Below are 24416 nucleotides of genomic sequence, written 5' to 3'. Positions count from 1 at the left end.
GTGTCCTAACTCTTTATCATCTTCGTGCCAAAATCTCTTGAGCGAGGGCGCGATAGGCCTCCGCCCCTTTGGAACGGCTATCATAACTTAAAACAGGCATCGCAAAAGACGGCGCCTCGCTTATTCGTACATTGCGGGGAATAACTGTTTTAAAGACCAGTTCGCCCAGATTTTCCCGCGCGTCCTCTTCGACCTGCAGGGACAAGCGATTGCGCGCGTCATACATTGTGAGCACCACGCCCTCGATTCTGAGGTCGGGATTGCCTAGATCTCGAACCTCTCGCACGGACATCAGTAGCTGTGACAGCCCCTCCAGTGCAAAAAATTCACTTTGCAAAGGAATAATGAGCGCATGAGCCGCTATCAGCGCGTTCACAGTTAGAACATTGAGCGATGGGGGGCAGTCCAACAATACATAATCATATTTTGAAAGGTCTGAGTTGCCGAAAACCTTACGCAGCTTTTCACTTCGGTTCTTTGCACTGGCCAGCTCAATATCTGCAGAGCTGAGATCCGTTGTTGATGGGACAAGATCGATATTTTCAATATCTGTTTTTTGTATAAATCGGGGCTCAACGTGAGTGCCGATCAGAACATCATAAGTGGTAAATTCGCGCGCATCAGCGTGGGAGCCAAGCCCCGTTGACGCGTTTCCCTGAGGATCAAGATCCATAACCAGCACTTTAAAGCCGGCTTCTGCGATTGCAGCTGCCAAATTTAGGGTTGTAGTTGTCTTCCCGACCCCACCCTTTTGGTTCGCGATGGCGAAAATTTTTGGTTTAATCTGCAACACGTCGAATATTCCTGATTTTCAACACCGCGGCATTGCTATCTGTCTGGCTCTGTACGATGTCATGTTCAAATGACCATGATTTTTGCGCCGCCGCAAGTTCATCCTGATAGGTTTGTCCCTTCATGAACAAACACACACCGTCCTTTTCCACGAGAGTTTCGGCATATTCTAGCAAACTAGGCAGAGGTGCGAGCGCCCGCGCCGAGAGGGTGGCCGCCGGAGCTATCGTTAAGGATTCAATTCTTGAGCTGTGGATTTCACAGTTAAGCTCTAGAAGCGCGGCTGCTTGACGGAGGAATGTGGCTTTTCTCATATCGCTTTCGACCAAGGCGACACAAGTGGATGGGGAGATCTCTTTCAAGCAAATCGCCACAACGATACCGGGAAAACCCCCGCCGCTGCCAATATCAATCCAATAGTCTGACAGCTTTGCCAATGCGATAATTTGTGCCGAATCTTCAATGTGACGGCTCCAGATGTTCGGAATGCTGCCCTTAGCGATCAGATTGATCACCGGATTCCACTTTTCAACCAACGCAACAAAATCGTGGAGCTGCGCCTCTGTTTCACGTGAAACATTCAGACTGGCGAGTGTTTCTTGCTGCTTCATCCGGTATTTTTCAGACTTTGGGATTTAATACTCAATAATACGGCGGTCAAAGCCGCCGGCGTTACCCCTTCAATATTTTTAGCGGCGCCAAGTGACGCCGGACGCGCTGCACTTAATTTTGCAATCATCTCAGAAGACAAACCAGCAACGCCCGCATAATGAAAACCGTTTGGAATCTTAACGCTTAGGTCCCGAGCCAATGCCTCGATATCGCGGCCCTGGCGTTCAATATAAGTAACATAGAGCGCTTCTCGCGCAGCCTGATCCAGGGACTCTGTGTCAAACTCAGCTAGCTTTGGGGTCAAATCAGCGAGATTGGCAATGGTGACACCGGGGATAGAGAGCAGCTCATGTCCATTGCGACGACGCCCATCTAAACCAAGGTCGATTCCCACCCGTCGCGCCTGGTTGGGTGACACGGACATTGATGACAGCAGCGAACGACATTGATCTAGGCGCTTCATCTTCTCTTGATACACGCCGTACCTGTGACCAGATACCAGCCCAGAGGTGTGTCCTTGCTCGGTGAACCGCTGATCAGCATTATCCGCACGGAGTTTCAATCGAAATTCAGCCCTTGAAGTAAACATTCTATACGGCTCGGTTGCTCCCCGTGTTGTCAAATCATCGATCATAACCCCAATATAGCTGGTGCTACGATCAAATGTGATGGGACACACGCCCTTAAGCCGTTTCGCAACGCCGATTGCCGCAACCAGTCCCTGAGCTGCAGCCTCCTCATACCCTGTCGTGCCGTTAATTTGCCCAGCCAAGAACAAGCCGCCCATCAAGTTTGATTCCAAATCACTTGATAAACCCTGAGGATTAAGAAAATCATATTCAATGGCATATCCTGGCTGTTGAATTTCTACATTCTCCAAGCCCTGGATCGACCGAACATAGGCCTCTTGCACGTCCTCGGGCAATGATGTCGAAATACCATTTGGATAGACGCAGTTTGTCGTTAACCCCTCTGGCTCCAAAAACACCTGGTGGCTAGATTTATCAGCAAAACGGGTTATTTTGTCTTCGATTGAAGGGCAATACCGCGGCCCAACGCCTTCGATGTGCCCCCCATACATTGCCGACTTTCCAATGTTCTCCCGAATAATGTCGTGAGTATGGCCATTGGTGTGAGTAATGCCGCAGCTGACCTGCTGAACAGCAGGTCCTTTTGATAAGAATGACAACATCACCGGATCACAATCGGCCGGCTGAAGCTCGAGCTGGCTCCAATCAATGGTGTCACCGTTCAACCGGGGCGGCGTGCCAGTTTTCAACCGGCCAAATACAGCGCCCAAAGATTCCATCTGCAATGAAAGCTCGTCTGCAGCCTTCTCTCCCATGCGACCCGCGGAAACCCTTTTATCGCCAATATGGATTGTCCCCCGCATGAAGGTTCCAGCGGTCAGGATAACCGAGCGGGCGCGAACTTCCGAGCCATCCGCCAAACGAACACCCGTGACAGAACCGGCATTTGACATCAAAGCCGCCGCTTCCCCCTCGATCAATGTGTAATCTTGCTGAGCAAGCAGGGCCTGAATTGCCTTTAAATACAGCTGCCGATCCGACTGTGTCCGCGGTCCCTGCACCGCGGGCCCCTTGCTTCGGTTCAGAAGGCGGAATTGAATGCCCGAAAGATCGGTTGCCCTGCCCATAATTCCATCCAGAGCATCAATCTCACGCACCAAATGGCCCTTACCCAAGCCACCAATCGCTGGGTTGCATGACATCACGCCGACCTTGTTTTTGTCCAAAGTTACAAGAGCGGCATTCAATCCATACCGGCAGGCCGCATGAAGCGCCTCGCATCCGGCATGTCCGCCGCCTACAACCACAACATCAAAATGTTTCACGTGAAACAAGCCCCCTACTTCCCCAAGCAAAAGCTTGAGAAGATTTCATCCAATACAGATTCTATATCAATCCGACCAAAAACGAAATCCAATTCACTAAGCGCGAAATACAGCTCTTGGCTAGCCAATTCAAAGGGCAATGGGTCGGCATGAGTCAACTCCAATACCCGCCCAAGAAAGGATTCCGCCGCACGCAAACCCGTGATTTGACGTTCTCGAATAGCCACCACATCTTGCGGTGTTTTAACCAGTAACCGTTCAGCAATAAGGCTCAGTAATTCTGATACACCTTCCCCGGTTTTTCCCGACACTGTACCAACATCAGAGCTTCGCTCATCTCCCTTATTCAGCCGAACAATATCTCCATCACGCAGAGCAATAGGGAGAGGCTCCCCCACCTCTTCAACCAAGAACACACGAATATCAGCGGCGGCTGCCATCTCATATGCCTTTGAAATTCCTAAGTTTTCAATTTCATCCTCTGACTCGCGTAAACCCGCTGTATCTAAGAAACTCACAGCCAGCCCTTGCAAATCAACCCGGCACTCGATCACATCTCGCGTCGTTCCCGCCACATCAGAGGTAATTGCAGCTTGCCGTCCCACAATGGCATTCAACAGAGTGGATTTACCAACATTGGGCGCGCCGATTATCGCAACCGTAAAACCGGTACGAATTTTTGACGCCATCATAGACCGCTCCAATATTGCAGCGATCGACGCACGCGTCTCCTCAACCAGGCTGATAACCTCGACAGAAAGATCATCCGGAATTTCCTCATCCGAAAAATCAATACTAGCCTCCAGCAGCGCTGCCGCACGCAACAACTTGCCCCGCCACATCTCCCCGGCGTCCCCGAAACGACCATCCAATACACGAATGGCTTGCTGGCGTTGCGATTCGGTTTCAGCATCAATGAGATCTGACAAGGCCTCGACCTGATTAAGATCTAATTGGCCGTTTTCGAGCGCACGGCGGGTAAATTCACCCGGTTCTGCAAGCCGGCATCCCTCTTGTTCCGACAGTTCCGACAGCAACTTGGCCACAGTGGCCAGGCCCCCATGGACCTGAAACTCTACAACACGCTCGCCCGTAAAGCTTGCACCTTGCTCGAAACATAGCACAAGTGCCTGATCAATAAGCGCCCCATCGCGGCCCCGAACCGCCCGCAGGCCGGTCCGACCAACCGCCGGCAATTTGCATAATATTCTTGCTATATCAAATGCTTGAGGTCCGGATAAACGGATAACAGAGACCCCTGTCCGACCCGTTGCCGTCGCCTGCGCAAAAATACTGTCCATTCGCTACACTTAGGTGTTCATGGAATCGAAGAATTCAGAATTAGATTTGGTCTGCTTCAATTTCGAGATCAAGAATTCTATCGCATCAGTCGTCCCCATCGGATTCAAGATCCGGCGCAAGACATAGGTTTTTTGCAGATCGACTTTATCCACCAGCAGATCTTCCTTACGCGTTCCTGATTTCAAAACGTCCATTGCTGGGAAAACGCGTTTGTCGGCAACTTTCCGGTCCAAGACGATTTCCGAGTTACCAGTGCCTTTAAATTCTTCGAAAATAACCTCATCCATGCGGCTGCCTGTATCAATCAAAGCGGTCGCAATAATAGTCAAAGAGCCGCCTTCTTCAATATTTCGTGCTGCGCCAAAAAAGCGTTTTGGCCGCTGCAAGGCATTCGCATCCACACCACCGGTCAATACCTTACCGGAGGACGGCACCACCGTATTAAATGCCCGACCCAATCGAGTGATCGAATCAAGCAAAATGACCACGTCACGTTTGTGCTCAACCAAACGTTTCGCTTTTTCAATCACCATTTCGGACACAGCAACGTGACGCGTCGCGGGCTCATCAAAGGTCGAGCTCACAACCTCACCCTTCACAGACCGCTGCATATCGGTAACCTCTTCCGGCCGCTCATCAATCAACAAAACGATCAAATAACATTCCGGATGGTTTCTTTCGATAGAATTGGCAATGTTTTGAAGTAAAACGGTTTTACCCGTCCGTGGCGGTGCAACGATCAAAGATCTTTGACCCTTACCAATCGGGGCAACCAAATCAATAATCCGCGCCGAGCGATCCTTCGTCGTGGGATCCTCAAGCTCCATTTTCAACCGCTCATCTGGATAAAGCGGCGTCAGATTTTCAAATGCCACCTTATGACGTGCGCGCTCTGGGTTCTCAAAATTGATCTTCTCAACCTTGGTCATACCAAAATAGCGTTCTGTATCCTCTGGCGCCTTAATGATCCCCTCAATGGTATCTCCGGTCCGCAGAGAGAATTGCCGGATCATTTCTGGAGAAACATAAATATCATCTGGGCCTGGCAAATAATTTGCTTCTGGAGACCGCAGAAACCCAAAGCCGTCTTGAAGCACTTCCAAAACCCCATCTCCAGAGATTTCCGCTCCATCTTCAGCGCGCTCTTTCAAAATTGAGAACATCATATCGCCCTTACGCATGGTCGACGCGTTCTCAATTTCCAGCTCTTCCGCCATAGAAAGCAGATCTTTTGGGCTTTTCGCCTTTAATTCGGCCAAAGTCACACGGTTACTTGTCATGGAGTCTCTTCCTGCCCAAGATCGCCCCGGGCACCACAGATGTCATTAAGAAAAAGCAATCCCGAACGGGTGCGCAATCTTGTTACTGAAAACCAAGCGACAAGTCAAATATTACAAACTTATTTAAAATGGCCGAACCACAACCATTATAACAATTGCCAGTAACAAAACTGTCGGAACTTCATTCATAATTCGGTAGGTTTTTCCAGTCAGATGATTTTCACCATTCTCGAAATCTCTTTGCCTCTTGGCCAGCCAAACATGAAATACTGTCATTGCCACAATGGATATCAATTTCACCCAGGGCCAAACCTCTGACCAATTCAACACGCCGGGTATGATCGCCAAAGATAACCCAAAGCCCCACGTCGCAAGCATGGCTGGTGTCATAATGACCTTCAACAACTTTGATTCCATCATGCAGAATAATCTATCTGTATCAGATGGAACTTTAACTTTTTCACTATGATGTACAAAAAGGCGAGGCAGATAAAAAATCCCAGCCATCCAAGAAATGACGGACACGATATGACCAGCTTTTAACCACGGGTACATTGCAATTAAGTAATCTATCATCGGACTGTATTTCTACCCCTCTATATTAATAAAGATAATATATGATTTTAGTAGAGAGATGTAGTGCCGTCAGACTCTGTGGATCAAATTTTATAAATCCATTTATCCACAGATGGATAAAAACAACCAACGTCTCAAAATAATTAAATTAAACGCCTATAAACAGAAACTTAAAAACAGACCTTGTGTGTAACCCTGTTGATAGAATTGTTAAACTACACCAAAATAAAAATTATCATCGGCACTAAATTATCCATATCCACAGAAGATAAATCCGTTGAAAAATCCTGAACCCTGACGAAATCCAGGAAGAATTCTTGTATTTGCATAAATCCGCAATTACCCCCACAGTTCAGTCACAGGTCACACAAAACATATCCACAGGTTTATCTCACATGGATCTCATCCTCGCGTCTCAATCAGCCACGCGCCGTCGCATTTTAAACTCTGCACGAATAAGCGCTCAGTTTATGTCACCGCAAATTGATGAAGAAAACATTACGAAATCTCTGATTGCAGAACAGGCCCTGCCCCGCGACATTGCCGACACTCTAGCCGAACATAAAGCGCTAAAAATATCCCGAAAGAATCCAGATAGTTGGGTGATTGGATGTGATCAAATACTGGTTTTTGAGGGCGAAATTTTCGGAAAGCCCGCCTTACCCGAGGCGCTCAAAACCTCTCTATCTCGCCTTTCTGGGAAAACGCATCGTTTGATTACTGCTAATGTCATCTACAAGGACAGCAAACCTCAATGGCGACATATTTCAATCAGCCATATGTCTATGCGCTCTATGAGTCCGGCTGAGATAGACGCCTATATAGAAGCTCATTGGCAGGATGTGAAACATTCAGCCGGGGGCTATCACTTTGAAAAAACGCCAGATTTTTTCGCCGATGTTCGTGGCAATTGGTTTGATATTATGGGGCTTTCTATCGGGCCAATCATCAGTTTTTTGAACCAGACCAATACAACCGCCCCGTTTCAAACCCCTAAACTTGCGGCGATTTTGGGTCATCCGATAGCGCAGAGCAAATCGCCCCTGATGCATGGGCACTGGCTTAAGAAAAATCAAATATCAGGCGATTATTTCGCCATCGACATTCCCCCCGCACGCTTTAGTGAAACGGTGCGCATGCTGTTTGACCTAGGCTTTTCAGGTTTCAATGTCACCATTCCGCATAAGGAACAAGCATTGGCATTTGCGGATGACGCCACCCCCCGGGCGCAACGCATTGGAGCATCCAACACTTTGATAAAAAAGGACAATGGCAATATTAATGCCGATAATACAGACGGTTATGGATTTATGACCAATCTGATCTCTCAAAGCACGACGTGGCAGCCAAGCGCTGGTCCATCTTTGGTGTTGGGCGCAGGTGGCGCTGCGCGGGCGATTTTGGTTGCTCTTTTGGACGCTGGCGCACCCAAGATTTACCTTTGTAATCGTACCCGTGCACGGGCAGAAGATTTGGCCGCTGAGATTTCAGATCTCATTGAAGTGATTGAGTGGCAGGACAAAGAGGATATTTTGCCAAAGGTGTTCACCGTGGTGAACAGCACCTCGCTTGGGATGATTGGAAAACCTGCCTTAGATTTCGATTTGACCCATGTGAATCCGCTCGCCCTGGTCGCTGATCTCATTTACGCCCCCCTCGAAACCCAGCTTTTGAAGGATGCGCGGGCGCGTGGATGTGAGGTGGTGGGCGGTATTGGTATGTTATTACATCAAGGCGTCCCAGGGTTTGAGGCTTGGTTTGGCACCCGGCCCGTGGTGGATCAAGAGCTAGAGGCATTGGTGCTCACATGAGCTTTCTTTTGGGATTGACCGGATCGATCGGCATGGGAAAATCAACAACCGCCCAGCTTTTTGCTGATCGCGGTTGCAAGGTTTGGGATGCCGATAGCACCGTGCACCGCGCCTATGGTGAAAACGGCGCGGCGGTGGCCAGTATTGCCAAGATTGCTCCGAGCGCCGTGTCTCAAGGCTTTGTGGATAGAGCAAAGCTTCGAGCACTTATTTCACAAGACGCAAAACTATTGCCCAAGCTAGAAGCGATCATTCATCCCCTTGTTAAAAAAGACCGGGAGGCTTTTATTGCCGGTAACCCGGGGTCCATTTTGGTTTTTGATATTCCACTATTGTTTGAGCTCAATTCCGCAGCTGATTTTGATGCAGTGGCCTGTGTCTTATCGAGCCCCGAGGTGCAAGAATCTCGTGTTTTGGCACGATCAGGGATGACAGCGGAGCATTTTCAAATGATCCTATCTAAACAATGGCCCGCAGAAGAGAAAGCCGCGCGGGCCGATTACATTATTGATACCAATAGCCCCGAAACAGCCGCGCGGGCGGTCGACGTTATTTTGGCAGATATCAAGAAAAGGCAAAAAGATGCGTGAAATTGTTTTGGATACAGAAACCACCGGATTCGAGCCAAGCGAAGGGGATCGGATTGTTGAAATTGGCGCGGTTGAATTGTTCAACCATTTGCCAACTGGCCGCACGTATCACCAATACATTAATCCAGAACGCAATATGCCGGAGGCTGCGTTTAATGTGCATGGTCTGAGCGAAGAATTCCTATCGGATAAGCCTATTTTCAAGAACATTGCCCAAGAATTTATCGATTTCATTGCGGACTCCAAGCTTGTCATACACAATGCATCTTTCGACATGAAATTTTTGAATGCAGAACTTGGGTGGGTCAATCGGCCGGCTTTGCCAAACGATCAAGCCATTGATACTCTTGCGATTGCACGCCGTAAATTCCCTGGCTCGCCCGCTTCGCTGGATGCTTTATGCCGCAGATTCGGCATTGATAATTCCTCGCGAACACTGCATGGGGCATTGTTGGACTCTGAAATCTTGGCAGAAGTTTATCTGGAGCTGGTTGGTGGCCGGCAGCCAGATTTGGTTTTGTCCGGCCCAGAGGTCAAAACATCCACCGATGGCTCACAATCCCCCGATTGGCGCCCCGCGCCTCGACCAAAACCCTTGGCATCCCGGCTGTCAGACAAAGAAAAAGCGGCGCATGAAACATTCATCGCCGCTTTGGGATCTGATGCACTTTGGACAAAAGAGACTTAGTTTGCTTTCACTTTCGCGTTTTCAGCAACACGCCGTTGAATTTCATTGCGATACAATTGAACGAAATCCATTGAGTCGAGGTTGAGTGGCGGGAAGCCACCATCTCGTGTTACATCGCTGATGATGCGGCGCAGGAAGGGGAAGATCATGCGTGGGCACTCGATCATCAAATAGGGATGAAGTTGATCTTCTGGCAAGTTTTCAATGTGAAAAATGCCCGCATATTCCAGCTCTAACAAAAACATCGCTTCGCCCTTATCTTTGGTCTTGGACGAAATTTCTGTCTTGATGATGACCTCAAACTGGTTTTCGATCGGGCGCTTTTTTGCATCGATATTAACCTGCACAGACACATCGGGCTGTGCTTCACCGCTAATGCCTTTCTGAGCTAAAATATTCTCGAAAGACATGTCACGAATATACTGGGCCAGAACTTGCATTTTCAAAGGCTTTTGTGCGGCCTCTTCTTCATTTTTGGCATTTTCAACCGGTTTTTGTGCCATTCTGGTCACTCCTAAAAATATATCCCAAGCCGCATAGCAGGATCTGCGGCAACCCTCAATGCTTTGTCGGGCCAGAGGAGGGGCTCTGCTCTGAAATATCTGTATATTCCGCATCAATGACGGTGTTATCTGGCCCGGTCTCGTGGGGGGAGAATTTCATATCGGCTGATTTAAGCTTTGAGCGGATCATTTTCGTAATCAGGTTGCGGAAAGGTGGGAAGAGAAGCAAAAACCCGAAGGCATCGGTGAAAAACCCCGGTGTCAGCAGTAACGCCCCAGCAAATAAAATCATTGCCCCGTGCGCCAAGGGCTCGGTTGGATCTTTCATTGCCTGAAACGATCCTTGGAGCGTACGCAACACCTGCGTGCCCTGACTGCGCACCAGCGCGGTTCCAACAATGGCGGTCAATAAAACGATAAGCAACGTTGGCCAAGGACCAATTGCGTCACCGACTTGGATAAAAAGGCCGATTTCAATTAAGGGCACCGCTATAAAAGCTATCAACAACCGCATTTTGGCTCTCCGATTCACCTGTGTGCTGGTGGACTTGAACCACCTGCTGTCCTACATAGGTAACAAGTTCGAATAATTCTATTCCTCATGGGGCAACAGATCACAATGAATATGCAAATTATCCAATTATTGGCGTTGGCAGGTATCGCCATCTATCTCATTTTGAAGTTGCGGGGTGTTCTGGGCACAAGAGATGGTCATGAGGGCCCGCGCCCCAATATCGCGGCACACGCTGATGATCGGCCAAAGCTTGAGGTGATCGACGGTGGTCCAGATCAGGATATCACAGATCACGTTGCAGAAGACAGCGACGCAGCTCGGGCACTTTTGGGCATGAAGCACGCGGAGCCGTCGTTTTCTGTAACAGAATTTCTGTATGGTTCGAAAAGTGCTTATGAAATGATTTTAATGGCCTTCGAGAATGGTGACTTGGGCAGTGTCAAAGCCTTCTTAAATCAAGATGTCTATGATGCCTTTGCTTCGGTTGTGGAGGCCCGCAAAGCACAGGGCCTGTCGATTGAGGCAGAATTCATTGGCGTGCGGGATACTGGCTTAATGGGCGCGACGTTTGACCCCAAAACCAACGCTGCAGAGATTGATGTGCGCTTCATTTGCGAGCTCACCTCAGTGGTGCGCAATTCGGATGGAGATATTATTGAGGGCAATGAGACTGAGGTTAAACGCCAGCGCGATGTTTGGACTTTTGGCCGCACTATGGGCGCCGACGATCCAAACTGGCAGCTCATTGCCACGGGCGAATGAGTCTTAGACCGCTGCTTTTGGCCGCCATTTTTGCGGCCCTTGGTTTGCCGGTTATCGCAGGCGACACCTATCAGGCCATTCCGTTCTCAGCGCTCAATGGCTGGCAAGACGACGATCACGCGGCGGCACTGGAGGCTTTTAAAGTCACCTGTGGCGATATGTCAGGTGAGGAGTGGGAAAGTCTTTGCGCTGTTGCACAGCAAAACCCAAACGCGCGACTGTATTTCGAAACTTTTTTCCAACCCGTGATGACCAAGACCACCGAGCCGGCTCTTTTTACGGGGTATTATGAACCGGAACTAGACGGGTCTCTCACGCGAACTGGGCGATTTCGGTATCCAATCTACGGCGTGCCGAAGGAGGTGCGTGCTGGTGGCCTTTGGAAAACCCGACGAGACATTGAGGAAAACCAAGTCTTAAAGGGCAGGGGGCTTGAATTGGCCTGGGTTGAGAATCCTGCTGATATTTTCTTTTTGCAAATTCAGGGTTCGGGCCGCGTGCGGCTGCAAGATGGCACGACCATCCGCCTGGGGTTTGGTGGCTCTAATGGTCATCGGTATCAGGCCATTGGTCCCCATTTGGTTGAGTTAGGTGTTTTGCAGGAGCATGAAGTATCGGCAAACCGAATTAGACAATGGGTACTGGACAACCCCGAGAAAGGACAGGAAATTGTCTGGGAAAATCCGGCCTATGTATTTTTTCGCCGGGTTGGTGATGTGCCCAGTGACAAAGGTCCACTTGGCGCGATGAACCGATCACTCACAGCGTTGCGCACCCTGGCCGTTGATCCTAAATATGTCACCCTTGGCGCGCCCGTCTGGCTTGAAAAGGGTGGGTCAAGACCTCTAAACCGTCTTATGATTGCTCAAGATACAGGCTCCGCCATAACAGGGCCGCAGCGCGCTGACGTGTTCTTTGGAACGGGATCTCAGGCCGGGATCGCGGCGGGTTTGACCAAAAATTCGGGTCGTATGATCCTTTTGCTGCCAATCCAAGAAGCGCGCGCCCGGATTTCGGGGCAATAGGGATGGCTAGAAAACTGCGTCCAGAAGAGCGAGAGCTTTGGAAAAAGGTGGCTGATACAGCAACACCTTTGGCTCCGCCCACAAAGATGGAAATGCCGCGGGCCCTGTCTGTACCAAAAGCAGAGATAAAGCGCCCCGCATCGGTACAACCCGACCTCAAGGCCTTCAAAATTGGTATGAAATCACGATCCATACCGCCAGCGAGCCGGGCACAGGCCGCGGCGAAGCCTGCGCCTGTGATGGATGCAAAATCCTTTGGGAAGTTGACCCGCGGCAAGCTGCGGCCCGAGGGGCGCATCGACCTTCATGGGATGACAATGGCGCAAGCCCATCCAGCCTTGCAGGATTTCATTTTGGGATCCGCGCAATTGCAGCGCCGATTGGTTCTTGTGATTACCGGCAAGGGCAAATTCAAGCCAGATCATGGGCCTATTCCTGAGCGCCATGGGGTATTGAGGCACACTGTTCCGATTTGGTTGCGACAGTCTCCGGTGTCTTTGGTCATTTTAGAGGTGACACAAGCACATCAGCGCCACGGCGGGGAGGGCGCGCTTTATGTCTATCTGCGCCGGGGTCGCTAAGCCAGCAAGCTGGCGCGCACGCGCCTGACACCCGCCCACATCATCACAGACGAGAAGCCAAAAAATACGGAAACTGCAACATATTGTGCATCAAGAGCGAGGTTGTAGTCCAGCAAGATCCCCGTCACCGCCGGACCAATCGCTGAGCCCAAAACCATGACGGCCGCCGCCGCCGCTTTGATTGAGCCAAGGTGTTTTGTGCCGTAAAATTCGGCCCAAAAAGCATTTGGCAGTGTCGCGTTTGCACCGGCAGATAGACCTAGGAAAATAAATCCCACCAATGCCGCAACAAGCGATTGACCATAGGCAAAGATCAAAAAGGCAAAAATCATTGGCAATTGAAAATAGGGGATCAAGCGGGCGGTGTCTAATTTGTCGAGCAAGATCCCAGATAAAATCATCGCCCCTATAGAAACAGCGGTGTAAACTGGAAACATGGCCACCAATTGCAAATGCTCCCAGCCTTTAATTTCGGCAAAATGTACCTGGAGGAAGAAAAAAGCGGTGTTAAATGCTGATTGTCCCAACAGTGCAGGGATCATGAACCAAAACAATGAATGGCCAAGCGCTTGATTGCGGCTCCAATGGCGCCCGCCCATTCCAAGGGATTGCCCCTCTGTGGCGTTCGATTGAGGGCTACGTTCTTCTGCGAGCAACCAAAGCAGCGCGGGAATGGCCAAAACTGCGACGCCGGCGGCCAAGATCCAAACGCTTTGCCAGGTAAAAAATACCAAAAGGCTAACCACCAAAATCGGATAACAGGCCTCACCAATTGAAAATCCAAGGCTGGCCACGGAAAGCGCCTTGCCGCGGTTGGCCACAAACCAGCGGGACATCGCCACCGCTGCGATATGGGTCGACATGCCCTGACCCGTAAAGCGCAAACAAAAAATGACAACAGGCAGCAGGGCGACCCAGGGATTGAACGCCATGAATAAACAAGAGGCCGCAAGCGCCGCCAAGACAATCGGCCCGAGGTGACGCACGCGCATGACGTCGGTCAAACCACCGGACCAAACCATCACAATTGCCGATGCAAATGTGCCAAACCCGTAGATTGCCCCCCAATCTCCATGGGATAGGTTGAAGGCTGCGCGAATTTCACCTGCAAATATTGAGATGAAATATGTCTGCCCAAAGCTCGAGATTAAAGTGAGCAGGGCCCCGGCTGTGAGCCACCGGCTGTTTTGCAAAATGAAACGTATCATGCGCTGTTGTCAGACGAAATGTGACCGCTGACAAGAGCTATAATACGTAGCGAGACAGATCTGTTGATTGCAATAGGCTGTCGAGATGTTTGTTGACATAGGCCTTATCAATAACCACCTCAGACCCCGCCTGATCAGGTGCAGCAAAAGACAATTCCTCAAACACCCGCTCGATGACCGTATAGAGCCGCCGCGCGCCAATGTTTTCGACGGAGCGATTCACCTCGGCGGCCGCTTGCGCCAAAGCTTTTATACCGTCCTCACTAAAGCTGACGGAGACATCTTCCGTGCTCATAAGCGCTGAATATTGCAAAGTTAATGCGTTTTCAGTTTCCGACAGAATGCGTATAAAATCCTCTTCGGTAAGATCTCGCAGCTCCACACGGATCGGCAGGCGGCCCTGAAGCTCAGGTAAGAGGTCAGACGGTTTTGCAACATGAAATGCGCCGGAGGCAATAAACAAAATATGGTCTGTTTTCACTGGCCCATGTTTGGTGGACACGGTTGTACCTTCAATCAAAGGCAGCAAATCACGCTGGACACCTTCGCGACTGACGTCCGCTCCGCGCGCATCGGCGCGCGCGCAGACCTTATCAATTTCATCAAGAAAAACGATTCCGCTTTGCTCTACAGCCGTCACGGCGGCTTTGGTAACGATTTCATCGTCTAGCAGCTTATCTGCTTCTTCTCCGAGCAACACATCATAACTGGCAGCTACGGTCATCTTTTTGCGACTGGTCCTGCCGCCCATGGCTTTGCCGAAGATATCTCCAAGGTTCATCATTCCCATCTGACTGCCCGGCTGACCGGGAAGGTCCAGCATCGACATGGGGTTAGAGGTATCGGCAACCTCAAGTTCGATGATCGTGTCATCCAGCTCTCCACTGCGCAATTTCTTGCGGAACATTTCGCGGGTTGCATCGCGGGCATCTGCTCCAGCAATGGCCTCAATCACACGCTCTTCGGCGGCTTCTTTCGCGCGTGCGCGGACATCTTCGCGCATGTGATCGCGGGTCATGGCGATGCTTGAGTCGACCAAATCCCGAATAATTTGCTCAACATCCCGGCCAACATAGCCCACCTCAGTGAATTTTGTGGCTTCGACCTTAAGGAAGGGTGCGCGGGCCAATTTGGCCAATCGGCGGCTAATTTCGGTTTTACCCACCCCGGTGGGGCCAATCATGAGAATATTTTTCGGGTAAACTTCATCACGAAGCTCATCGGGCAATTGTTTACGGCGCCACCGGTTGCGCATGGCAACAGCAACAGCGCGTTTGGCGTCATTTTGGCCGACAATATGGCGGTCTAGCTCAGATACGATTTCGCGAGGGGTTAGGTCGGTCATTTTGAAATTACCTCAACGGTCAGGTTGCCATTTGTATAAACACAAATATCCGAGGCAATCGCCATGGCTTTGCGAGCAATCTCCTCTGCATTGAGATCTGTTTCTTGCAGGCCGCGCGCGGCGGCCAGGGCGAAGTTGCCGCCAGAGCCAATTGCCGCAATCCCATGTTCTGGCTCCAGCACATCCCCGGCGCCGGTGATGATTAAGAGTTCAGCCCCATCAGTGACAATCAGCATGGCTTCGAGCTTTTGTAAATATTTGTCTGTGCGCCAATCTTTGGCCAGCTCAACACAGGCGCGTTGTAGCTGTCCGGGAGTGGCTTCGAGTTTCGCCTCTAGCCTTTCCAACAGGGTAAAAGCGTCAGCTGTAGAGCCAGCGAAGCCCACCACAACATCATTTCCACCCGGTGATAAGCGCCGCACTTTGCGCGCGGTTCCCTTTATGACCGTTGGTCCAAGGCTGACTTGGCCGTCGCCGGCAACCACAACTTGAGTGCCTTTACGCACGCCAATAATCGTTGTGCCGTGCCAACCGGGGAAATTTGTATCGCTCATCTGCTTCTCCTCATTACGGACGCTATATGGGAAATGCCACTTCTGGCAACAAGGGCACGAAAAAAGGCGCCCAAAGGAGCGCCCTTCTCAGAAATAGAGACTTCATCTTAAATGGCGTCGTCAATCCAGCTTTTGAGAGCCGCTTTTGGGGCTGCGCCTGTTTTGTTGGAAATGACTTGTCCGTCTTTAAACAAAAACAATGCTGGAATACCACGCACACCCAGGGCGGCTGCGGCGGAGGGGTTGCTATCGACATCCACCTTGACCACTTTGATTTTGCCCTCCATTTCGACAGAAAGCTCTTCGAGTGACGGGCCAATTTGCTTGCACGGTCCGCACCATTCTGCCCAAAAATCCACCACAACAGGCAGATCAGAGTCTTTTACAATACTATCAAAAGTTGCGTCTGTAGCAGCGACAGTGGCCATGGGGTTACTCCAAATGTTATAAGGCTTTCCTAAGAGTTAGAGTTGCAAGCGCCCAGCGTCAAGCAGGTGATGTATTTGCCAAGGATGAAATCACAAGATCTGGCGGTAGCGGCATGAGCTCAAGGGTTTTTGTCCATAAAATTGCGGTTTCGATGTCATGATGGGGATAGATTTGTGATAAAGCGGCGGCATAGGCCCCCATCTGCCTTAAAAGTCCGCTCGGAACCTGCGCAACCTCGCTTGGCACGATTTGATTGGACTTGAAATCGACCGCCAATACCCGCGTTGGTGAAATAAGCAGCCTATCTATGGATCCTTGGATCGGATCACCGTTCAGCTCTGGCAAATGGGCACTTATATCGACTTCAGCCAGACTTTCGGGGGCAAAAATATAGGCCAGCTGTGGTTGTTGCAGCACCGCGCGGGCCTCTTGGAAAGCAGCGGCTTGGATATCTGCCTCAACCAAACGTTGTGCGATATGGCCCCATTGATCTTGCGGCGCATTGGGCAAGACCTCCAACAGCCGATGCACCGCCGTTCCCAGTCGTTTTGAATTTTCAGCGTCCTGCGGCGCGCCACCGGGCAAAACCTTATCGCCCCCCAAATCGGATGGAGAGCGGGGGGCTGCAGGGGCTTGGGCTGGTTTGGTATAGGGAATTGCCCAGCTTGGCACGGATTGCTTCATGACCTGAGGCTGTACAGGGTCACTTTGCGGCCCCGCTGACAATTGCATCGGTTCATACCGCAATCCCAAACCGGCGACGGTGTTCAACGGCGCAGCGCCGAGGGCAGAAATCGCATCCTGTATGGCGTTATGCCAACACTCTTTCCCCTCTTTAATATCTCCTGAGCCCATAACAATGAGCCAGCTCTCCGCTCGGGTCATGGCCACATAGAGTAGACGGTCACGCTCCTCCTCTTGCTGTCGCTGCTTGTCTTTAAGGCTGGATTGCAGCGCGGCTGGTATAAGATCTTTGTTTGGAGACCAAACCGCGATTGTGTTATGGGGCACCACCTCTGGCAGTTTGGGGTCTTTGCGTGGCGCTGTGTCGGGCAAAATTACGATAGGCGCCTCCAGGCCCTTGGCGCCATGGACCGTCATCACACGAATTTTGTCGCCAACACTGTCCATCTGACGTTTGATTTCCAGATCGTCGGCATCCAGCCAGACGAGAAACCCGGTGAGATTGGGAATATTGCTGCGCTCATAGGCCAGAGATTGGCTGACCAAAGCATCAATCCCTTCGGCGGCTTCTGGTCCCAATTGGCCCAGTAAAGCTGACCGCCCGCCGCGGGTTGTCAATATATGTTCGATCAGCTCAAAGGGGCGCTTGAAATCTGCAAGATCGCGGAGCTCAGTGAGCCGTTGCACTGTATTTGGGAATTCCTCTTCTCGGTTTTGCAAGCTGCGCCACAAAAAGGGTGAGTCTCGACCCTGCGCGAGATCAAAAAGCTCTTGTTCTGACCATCCAAAAAGTGGTGATTTCAACGCTTCGGCCAAAGATAAATTGTCTTCCGGCAGCGCCAAAAAGGCCAGCAAGGAGCGAATATCGCGAACGGCCAGCTCGGCCGCAACTTTCAAACGATCCGCCCCAGCGATTGGTAGGCCGGCTTCCTTACAGGCTCGGTGAATTTCGCGAAACAGCAATTTTTGACGGCCCTGAACCAGAATCAAAAAATCACCTGCTGTGATTTTACGCTGAAAGGCGGCACCCGTGTCATCCAGCTGCGTGAGCGTCTCAGTTTCGATCAAATCACAGATATGTCCGGCCAGAGCATCGGCCAATTGTTTGTCTTGATGATCTGTTGAAACCTCATCCACGGGATCCGTCCAATGGTGCGGCTCTGTCTTGTCGGGGGCTTGAAACACAGGCCAAACATCAACGCGGCCTGGAAGATCCGCTTTAAATGCCAAATGTGCGGACCCAGAGCCAAGTCCGCTGCGATTGGCAAAGACCTGATCCACGACACCCAAGATTGCCGAAGATGAGCGAAAGGAATAATCCAAAGTGGTCGATTGAAAAGGCTGATCGATTTCGTGCAATTTCTGGGAAAATTGGTCACGCATCCGATCAAAACCATCCGGATCTGCGCCTTGGAAGGAATAAATTGACTGTTTTTTATCGCCCACAACGAAGATTGTTCGGGGCACATCTGCCCGTGCGCCTTCACCTGATGTGAACTCTTGAGCGAGAAGGCGGATCACATCCCATTGCGCTGGGCTTGTGTCTTGGGCCTCATCCACAAGAATATGATCAATGCCACCATCCAAGCGAAATAAGACCCAAGTGGCGACGCGTTCATCCGACAGCAGATGGCGCGTGCGCATGATGAGATCATTAAAGTCTAAGAACCCCCGCACCTGTTTTCTTGCGCGATAGGTGCCGAGAAATTCCGCTGCAAAATCATAGAGCGCCAGGCTCCGTCTGGCGACATTCAGGCTCAGACGGCTTTGCCGCCCGGCCTCAACGCGCAACATAAGGGCCTCAATCTGTGCCATGCCCGGCAGCTCAGCGCGCGTGGCTTTCGTGGGAAACGATCCTATTTTTGCCGAGCCCGGAGCTTTGCCCGTTTTGTTCAAAAATACGGATTCCAATGTTGGCAGGTCGGCCGTGGTGAGCTCTGGGCCGGGGATGGCTTGCAATCGCAGACCGGCCTTAAAGTCATTGCTATTCTCGTCTTTGGTCATGAGGAGTGCTTTAAGCTCTTCAATATGTTGGAAGTCGTCCGGTAGGAAACATTCACGGGCCAGAGATGCGTCATCATACCCAGCCGGCAGGCCCAATGCCTTCCAAATACCATCTGCGCCGGGGTGGCTGTCAAAATGATGATCCAGATTTAAAATTGCATGCAGAAATTTTTGTAAGTCTGGCCCTGTAAAATGTTCTGCGATACCGTCAAAACTGGATTGTCCCTGGCCATCTGCAATGGCTTCAACCACCTCATCAAGAAGAAGATTTTGGGCTCGTTCATCGATCTCGACGAATTGTGGATTTACTCTCGCCTCCAGGGGAAATCGCCGTAGGATTGCGGCGCAGAAGGAATGGATGGTTTGAATTTTCAGGCCACCGGGTGCCTCTACCGCGCGGGCAAAGAGTGTTCGGGCCCGATCAATGTCGTCGGGCCCGAGGTCGCGCTCGACGCCAAGGGCCGCCAGCTCGTCCAAAAGCGTGACATCGTCCAACATGGTCCAGCGCCCCAACCGTTTGAACAGCCGGTTTTGCATCTCCGACGCCGCCGCTTTTGTATAGGTCAGGCAAAGAATATTTTGCGGCATCACCCCATCGAGCAAGAGCCGCGCCACGCGATCTGTCAGCACGCGCGTTTTTCCAGAGCCGGCATTGGCCGCGAGCCATGTTGAGCGCCCCGGGTGGGCCGCTTCGATTTGTCGGAGGCTTGCATCGCTCAACTTCATTTTGACACCTTGATGACTGTGGCGCGCTGGTTGGTGCTCCATTCACCGTAGCGGGCCAGGTGGTCATAATCGGACGCATCATCTGCTTTCAGCATCGCGCGCCGCGCGGCATAGCCTTGTTCAGGAGATTGATAGGCGCGGATTAATTTGGAAAAATCCGACCACACGTCAGTCTCATCTATAGGTGCAGGCAGCTCACTGGGCGCATTATCAAGGCCGATATAGGTTGCGCCAGCCACTTTGAGCGGTCCCAATCCAGGAAATCCACCGCGCCGCAGGATCTCAACTTCCAGTAGGAGCTGTTTGTCAAAATGTAATTGTTGTGCCGGGCTTGGCGGCTTGCCTGTTTTATAGTCGTAAATATGGGCGGTGCCATCGTTCAAGAGGTCAATCCGATCGGCCGTGCCTGCGAGGGTAAAATTGAGCTCTGACAAATTAACGTCACCCTCAATTTCCGTCTTGGTCGAGAGGATGCGCGCCTGGCGCTTCATTTCATGTGTCACGAACCACTCAGCAAATCGGACCACTCGGGCCAGCCACATTCTGCGCGCGGCGGGCCAAGGCACGGTGCTTTGAAACCGCTCTTCCGCTAGGGTTAGGAGTGTGGCTTTGGCAACCTCCGCATTGGTCCAGGGGCCCGTTTTCAAAAATGCTTCCAAAAGGTCATGAATAAGTGTGCCGCGCAGCGGGGCATCGGGAGATTTGGTCAACGGGTCTAGGCGCCGTAGATTCAAGACGCGCCTAGCATAGATCGCATAGGGATCACGGATCAAGTGCTTGATGTCTGTGACGGCCAATCTTTCGGGCCGGGATGCCACCGGTGGCGCAACCGAAGGTCTGATGCTCAGCGGCGCGACTTGCGGCTCCTCCAGGGCTTTAACTTTTCCAAGCCATTCATTGCCTCGGGCGCGCATGTGATCCATCCAAGAGGCGTCATCTGGTTTCTCAAGCCCGTTCAACAGATTTTCAATGCGGTTGAGCCAGCGGGAGGGCACGGTTTCCGCATCATCTGATCTTAAGGATCGGGTGAGCCAAACGGCTTTGGCGCCAATGGCCTGTTGAAAATCATGTGCTGACAAACCAATTCGGCGCTCGGGCAAAAGCAGACCGGCTTGCAGCCGCAAACTGCGGTTGAGCCAGGGATCTGGAGCAGGGGGCTCGGGCCAGGTGCCGTCATTTAATCCCGCAAGAATTACAAGATCAGCGCTTTGCACGCGCGCCTCCAACGTGCCCCAAATTAGGATATTTGAATGCACATGATTTTGGTCGCGGGTTTGACCAGCACTCAAAACACCGCGCAAAATGGCGGTATAGTCTATGAGCTCTACATCGCCCGCGGCCGGGGCATATCTTGTGAGGTTCTCGATTACGGCTTTCGTGTCGCGCCCGGGCGCTTGTTCCCACAGCTCGCCATCTTCTCCGACAAGACCAGCGGACAGCCCCTCTGCAAGCTTGCGGTGGTGCGTGACCCAGTTTTCCAGCGGCTGCGGTCCTTGGGGCCATTGATCAAAGACGTTGGCGTTGATCCAATCCACCCATGGGCGGTAATGATCTTCTTTTTCTGCCCACTGTAAGAGCGCTTGCGCTGTGAGAAAGGCCGGACCGCTGCGCCGCAGATAAAGCTCGAGTTCGCGCGTGTTGCGCAGATGTTGGCCGCGTTCTGAACCAGAATGGGTGAGCGGATGTTTCAGCAAAACCAATAGGGTTTCCGAGGTGAGTTGTGATTGTGCCAGATCCAACACATGCAACAAAAACCGCCCCGGCGCGGTGAGGTTCAAGGGAATCCCAGCGCTGTCATCTGGAGTGATGTTCCATGCAGCCAGCGCTGTTGATATTCGCCGGGTCAAATTACGATCTGGGGTTATCACCGCAGCGGTTTGCCCCAATTCGGCGGCCTGCCGCAGTCGCAGCGCAATGGCCTTAGCCTCGACTCTTTGGTTTGGCGCTTCCAGCCAGGTGATGTCTTGCGTGGCTTGATCAAGCTTTGTCAGATGTGGCCCTTCTTGTCGCCAGTGATGAGTCACAGGAGCAGGGCGCAAAGCTAAGGACACCAGCCGATTGCGCGCGGCCGCCTGTGGTTCCGCTGCGGTCCAGGGGATGACGTGATCCGATGTGAGCTCCAAGGCATTTAGCAGGCGCGAAAATCGATATTGCGGATGATCTTCGCTGGTTTTCGGATCAGACAGCTGGGCCCAAACCCGGCGCGGCATGTCGAAATCAAATCCTGGCAAGACCACGGCGCCCTGCGGCAACCCGGCCACTGCTGTCATCAGATGAAAAGTCGTGCCGCGGGACCCGGTTGAGCCCGCCACTAAGATCGGATGATCTGGAGGGTTTTCTTGCCAGCGCTGGGTGAGGGCCAAAACACTGGCCCGCTGTCGGGCTTCCTCATCTGGGGCTTCGCCGCCTTCAAAATAGCGTTGTACGATAGAGATAAATTGCAGAGCGCGTTCCCAATGACCTGAGAAATCGGAAATATCGAGACCCTCAATGACGTCGGGGGCGATGCCTTCCCCCTGCATTTCATCCATCAAACCCGCCAGGCTATTGGCCAAATCAAAGACTGCGCTTGCGGGCGCCAGCCCTTCAACGCGTTGAATCAATTTGCGTACCAGCTGTGCAATTTCCAACCTGCGTTTCAAAGTTGGAACTGGCATTGGTAGATCTGTCAACAGCGGGTCATGCGCCAAATCTGTGACCAAATGAAACTTTGGCATTAGGCGCGCTGGGCCTTGCAAAAATAGCTCGGCCAACCGTCGCTGCATGCGCCGCGTGTTGACATAGACCTCAACCCGCGCCCAGTCTTCTGGAGCGGCCCCCTGCAACCGGGTGCTTAAACCCTCAAGCAATGTGTCGGGGAAGGCTTGACCTGCATAGGTGCCATAAACCCGAAATTTTGGCCGATCCTCAAACATGGCTGGTGCCCAGCAATTTCTCACCTAGGGCGATGTTCTCAGGCTTGCCGATGTCGCACCATTGCCCAGGATAGAGGCAGGCGCGTAGAGTATTCTTCGCCATTAACGCATCCCAAATGATATTGAGCGAAAACTGGGGCTCACGAATATGTTGGACTGTCTCCAGCCGGATAATCTGAACGCCGAGGTACACAAAATCCCCGCCTCGGGTCACTATTGCATCCTGAGAAATGGAGAAGTCCCCCGGTGCCGCGCGGCCGATGATTTGGTTTACGGGTGCACAGAGCAGTAATGCATCGCAGTCGTCTTGCCAATTTTGAGCGAGGTGAGCGAAAGGATTGGGGCCAGACCATATGGCGTCGCTGTTGCTGGTGAAAACTGCTGGCCCATCAAATAATGGGCTGGCATTTTTAAGCCCACCGCCGGTGTCGAGAATATTGGGTTCATGCAGCACTTGAACAGGGCAATTTTCCAAATGCTTTGCGATCTTTTCGCCAAGATAATGGGTGTTGACCACGGTTTTGGTGATCCCGCCGGCCTCCGCGAGCCTTAATGTTCGATCAAGCAGGCTTGTCCCAGCCACGGTGATCAGCGGCTTTGGGAGATCAGCGGTGAGTGGCTGCATGCGACTGCCAAAACCGGCAGCAAATAGCATCAGCTCGTGGGGCGGCTGGCGCATTTTGCTCTCAATTCTGATTGTCGTTTTGGTGTGGGTTCGGGAAGGGATTGGCAGATGCGGAACAAATTGGACAGATGCGGATGGGATAAATCGCGCCAAAGGTTGTTCCAAACATGTGGCATCAACTTAAGGTAACCGGGCTTGCCATCTCTAAGACACAGCCGTGCAAATAGGGCAAGGACTCTGAGGTTGCGCTGGGCGCTGAGGGTGGACAATGCATGATGAAAATTATCAGAACCCGCGTAGGTTTGGGCCAGCGCATCTTTCAGCCGACGTTCAACGTCGGGATGTAAACTGCGCCGGGCATCGTGGATGAGCGAAGCGGCGTCATACAGCGGGTGGCCAAGTTGGGCATCTTGAAAGTCCAAGAGCCCAATTTGGGCCAGTCCGGATTGCTCGGGTCGATAGACGATATTTTGTGCATGGAAATCACGCAGGACGAGCACGGGATGTGTCCAGTCAAGGCTGTTCAATTGATTGATCAGTTCAGCTGTAATGGCCGCCGCGAGGTCCGGGCTGCAATACCATGGTAGGGTGATCTCAGTGGCCTGCGCCATATCTTGCGGAAAATAGGATCCAACATTCGGCGGTGGCGGCGTCTGGTGCAGTCGTTCGAGAGCGTCGAGGCACATTTTGTAGAGTGGGTATTCGAGCTCTGGGCTGGCAATGGCGACATCAAAAAGCAGCTGATCGCCAAAATCCTCCAGGAAGATAAGCCCTAGATCGCGATTCGCGTCATAAACCTCAGGGGAGGAAAGGCCACAGCTTTTCAGATGCGCGGCAATGTTCAGAAAAGGCCTGATATTTTCTCCACTGGCAGGGTCAGCATCCATCAATATGGACAGGCCCTTTTGGGGGTGGCTCAGGCGTTCATATTTTCGATTGCCGGCATCTCCAGCCAATGGCGCGCGCTGCGCCATGCCCCAACCGGCGGCTTCTAGGAAGGCATGAATATCTGCGCTGCGGTTCATGCCAAACTCT

22 protein-coding genes are annotated in these 24416 nt (G+C 51.8%); 6 read left to right on the top strand and 16 right to left on the bottom strand.

Features of this window, described 5'->3' with window-relative positions:
* Positions 1-16: 16 nt before the first annotated feature.
* The 6 genes from RCA23_RS15555 to hemJ all read right to left on the bottom strand — a co-directional run bounded on the left by RCA23_RS15555 (position 17) and on the right by hemJ (position 6396).
* Positions 17-793, bottom strand: a complete 777-nt coding sequence (locus tag RCA23_RS15555; protein ID WP_424450524.1) for a ParA family protein — start codon at positions 791-793, stop codon at positions 17-19.
* The gene (gene rsmG / locus RCA23_RS15550) at positions 780-1403 is read right to left on the bottom strand and encodes a 16S rRNA (guanine(527)-N(7))-methyltransferase RsmG (protein WP_044051079.1); all 624 of its coding nucleotides are present in this window, start codon (positions 1401-1403) and stop codon (positions 780-782) included. The genes RCA23_RS15555 and rsmG overlap by 14 nt, the downstream gene beginning before the upstream one ends.
* Positions 1400-3268, bottom strand: a complete 1869-nt coding sequence (mnmG, locus tag RCA23_RS15545; protein WP_081870996.1) for a tRNA uridine-5-carboxymethylaminomethyl(34) synthesis enzyme MnmG — start codon at positions 3266-3268, stop codon at positions 1400-1402. Before mnmG ends, rsmG begins: the two co-directional genes overlap by 4 nt.
* 5 nt (positions 3269-3273) lie before the next feature.
* Positions 3274-4560 carry a tRNA uridine-5-carboxymethylaminomethyl(34) synthesis GTPase MnmE gene (gene mnmE, locus RCA23_RS15540; RefSeq protein WP_044051077.1) on the bottom strand — a complete coding sequence of 429 codons (1287 nt, stop codon included), beginning with the start codon at positions 4558-4560 and terminating at the stop codon, positions 3274-3276.
* A 9-nt stretch (positions 4561-4569) separates the two neighbouring features.
* The gene (rho, locus tag RCA23_RS15535) at positions 4570-5841 is read right to left on the bottom strand and encodes a transcription termination factor Rho (RefSeq protein WP_044051076.1); all 1272 of its coding nucleotides are present in this window, start codon (positions 5839-5841) and stop codon (positions 4570-4572) included.
* 123 nt (positions 5842-5964) lie between these two features.
* Positions 5965-6396, bottom strand: a complete 432-nt coding sequence (gene hemJ / locus RCA23_RS15530; RefSeq protein ID WP_347721381.1) for a protoporphyrinogen oxidase HemJ — start codon at positions 6394-6396, stop codon at positions 5965-5967.
* Positions 6397-6812: 416 nt separating this feature from the next.
* Here hemJ and RCA23_RS16930 point away from each other — a divergent pair, with 416 nt between their 5' ends.
* Genes RCA23_RS16930 through dnaQ form a run of 3 tightly spaced genes read left to right on the top strand, consistent with a single transcriptional unit; the run spans position 6813 to position 9506 of the window.
* Positions 6813-8228, top strand: coding sequence for a shikimate dehydrogenase (locus tag RCA23_RS16930; protein ID WP_081870995.1), 1416 nt, complete (start codon positions 6813-6815; stop codon positions 8226-8228).
* A complete protein-coding gene (gene coaE / locus RCA23_RS15520; protein ID WP_044051074.1) occupies positions 8225-8818 on the top strand; it encodes a dephospho-CoA kinase in 594 nt (197 codons plus the stop codon). Before RCA23_RS16930 ends, coaE begins: the two co-directional genes overlap by 4 nt.
* A complete protein-coding gene (dnaQ, locus tag RCA23_RS15515) occupies positions 8811-9506 on the top strand; it encodes a DNA polymerase III subunit epsilon (protein ID WP_044051073.1) in 696 nt (231 codons plus the stop codon). Before coaE ends, dnaQ begins: the two co-directional genes overlap by 8 nt.
* Here the strand turns inward: dnaQ and secB are convergent.
* Together secB and RCA23_RS15505 are read right to left on the bottom strand one after the other, a co-directional pair.
* Positions 9503-10009, bottom strand: a complete 507-nt coding sequence (secB, locus tag RCA23_RS15510) for a protein-export chaperone SecB (protein ID WP_044051072.1) — start codon at positions 10007-10009, stop codon at positions 9503-9505. The genes dnaQ and secB overlap by 4 nt on opposite strands.
* A gap of 55 nt (positions 10010-10064) precedes the next feature.
* Positions 10065-10523 (bottom strand): FxsA family protein, encoded by a 459-nt coding sequence (locus RCA23_RS15505; protein WP_044051071.1) that lies wholly within the window; start codon positions 10521-10523, stop codon positions 10065-10067.
* A 105-nt stretch (positions 10524-10628) separates the two neighbouring features.
* On the opposite strand from RCA23_RS15505, the gene RCA23_RS15500 reads away from it, so the two are divergent.
* Genes RCA23_RS15500 through RCA23_RS15490 form a run of 3 tightly spaced genes read left to right on the top strand, consistent with a single transcriptional unit; the run spans position 10629 to position 12891 of the window.
* Complete coding sequence (locus tag RCA23_RS15500) at positions 10629-11285, top strand: Tim44/TimA family putative adaptor protein (protein ID WP_044051070.1); 657 nt, start codon at positions 10629-10631, stop codon at positions 11283-11285.
* Complete coding sequence (mltA, locus tag RCA23_RS15495) at positions 11282-12310, top strand: murein transglycosylase A (RefSeq protein ID WP_044051069.1); 1029 nt, start codon at positions 11282-11284, stop codon at positions 12308-12310. The genes RCA23_RS15500 and mltA overlap by 4 nt, the downstream gene beginning before the upstream one ends.
* 2 nt (positions 12311-12312) lie before the next feature.
* Positions 12313-12891, top strand: a complete 579-nt coding sequence (locus RCA23_RS15490) for a Smr/MutS family protein (RefSeq protein ID WP_044051068.1) — start codon at positions 12313-12315, stop codon at positions 12889-12891.
* On the opposite strand, the gene RCA23_RS15485 is transcribed toward RCA23_RS15490, so the two are convergent.
* The 8 genes from RCA23_RS15485 to RCA23_RS15450 form a co-directional block, all read right to left on the bottom strand.
* Complete coding sequence (locus RCA23_RS15485; protein ID WP_044051067.1) at positions 12888-14099, bottom strand: MFS transporter; 1212 nt, start codon at positions 14097-14099, stop codon at positions 12888-12890. The genes RCA23_RS15490 and RCA23_RS15485 overlap by 4 nt on opposite strands.
* Before the next feature lie 37 nt (positions 14100-14136).
* Positions 14137-15444, bottom strand: coding sequence for an ATP-dependent protease ATPase subunit HslU (gene hslU / locus RCA23_RS15480; protein WP_044051066.1), 1308 nt, complete (start codon positions 15442-15444; stop codon positions 14137-14139).
* Positions 15441-15998, bottom strand: coding sequence for an ATP-dependent protease subunit HslV (gene hslV, locus RCA23_RS15475; RefSeq protein WP_044051065.1), 558 nt, complete (start codon positions 15996-15998; stop codon positions 15441-15443). Before hslV ends, hslU begins: the two co-directional genes overlap by 4 nt.
* Positions 15999-16105: 107 nt before the next feature.
* The gene (gene trxA / locus RCA23_RS15470; protein WP_044051064.1) at positions 16106-16426 is read right to left on the bottom strand and encodes a thioredoxin; all 321 of its coding nucleotides are present in this window, start codon (positions 16424-16426) and stop codon (positions 16106-16108) included.
* A 58-nt stretch (positions 16427-16484) separates the two neighbouring features.
* Complete coding sequence (gene addA / locus RCA23_RS15465; RefSeq protein ID WP_044051662.1) at positions 16485-19841, bottom strand: double-strand break repair helicase AddA; 3357 nt, start codon at positions 19839-19841, stop codon at positions 16485-16487.
* Entirely contained in the window at positions 19838-22756 is a 2919-nt protein-coding gene (addB, locus tag RCA23_RS15460) for a double-strand break repair protein AddB (protein ID WP_052377233.1), read from the bottom strand. Before addB ends, addA begins: the two co-directional genes overlap by 4 nt.
* A complete protein-coding gene (locus RCA23_RS15455; RefSeq protein ID WP_169701434.1) occupies positions 22749-23411 on the bottom strand; it encodes a nucleotidyltransferase family protein in 663 nt (220 codons plus the stop codon). Before RCA23_RS15455 ends, addB begins: the two co-directional genes overlap by 8 nt.
* The gene (locus tag RCA23_RS15450; protein WP_044051062.1) at positions 23411-24406 is read right to left on the bottom strand and encodes an aminoglycoside phosphotransferase family protein; all 996 of its coding nucleotides are present in this window, start codon (positions 24404-24406) and stop codon (positions 23411-23413) included. The genes RCA23_RS15455 and RCA23_RS15450 overlap by 1 nt, the downstream gene beginning before the upstream one ends.
* Positions 24407-24416: the final 10 nt, after the last annotated feature.

Source organism: Planktomarina temperata RCA23 (genome assembly GCF_000738435.1).
In the GTDB taxonomy this organism is placed as follows: Bacteria; Pseudomonadota; Alphaproteobacteria; order Rhodobacterales; family Rhodobacteraceae; genus Planktomarina; species Planktomarina temperata.
The sequence above is the reverse complement of the archived record's forward strand: the minus strand, read 5'-3'. Positions and strand labels throughout refer to the sequence as shown.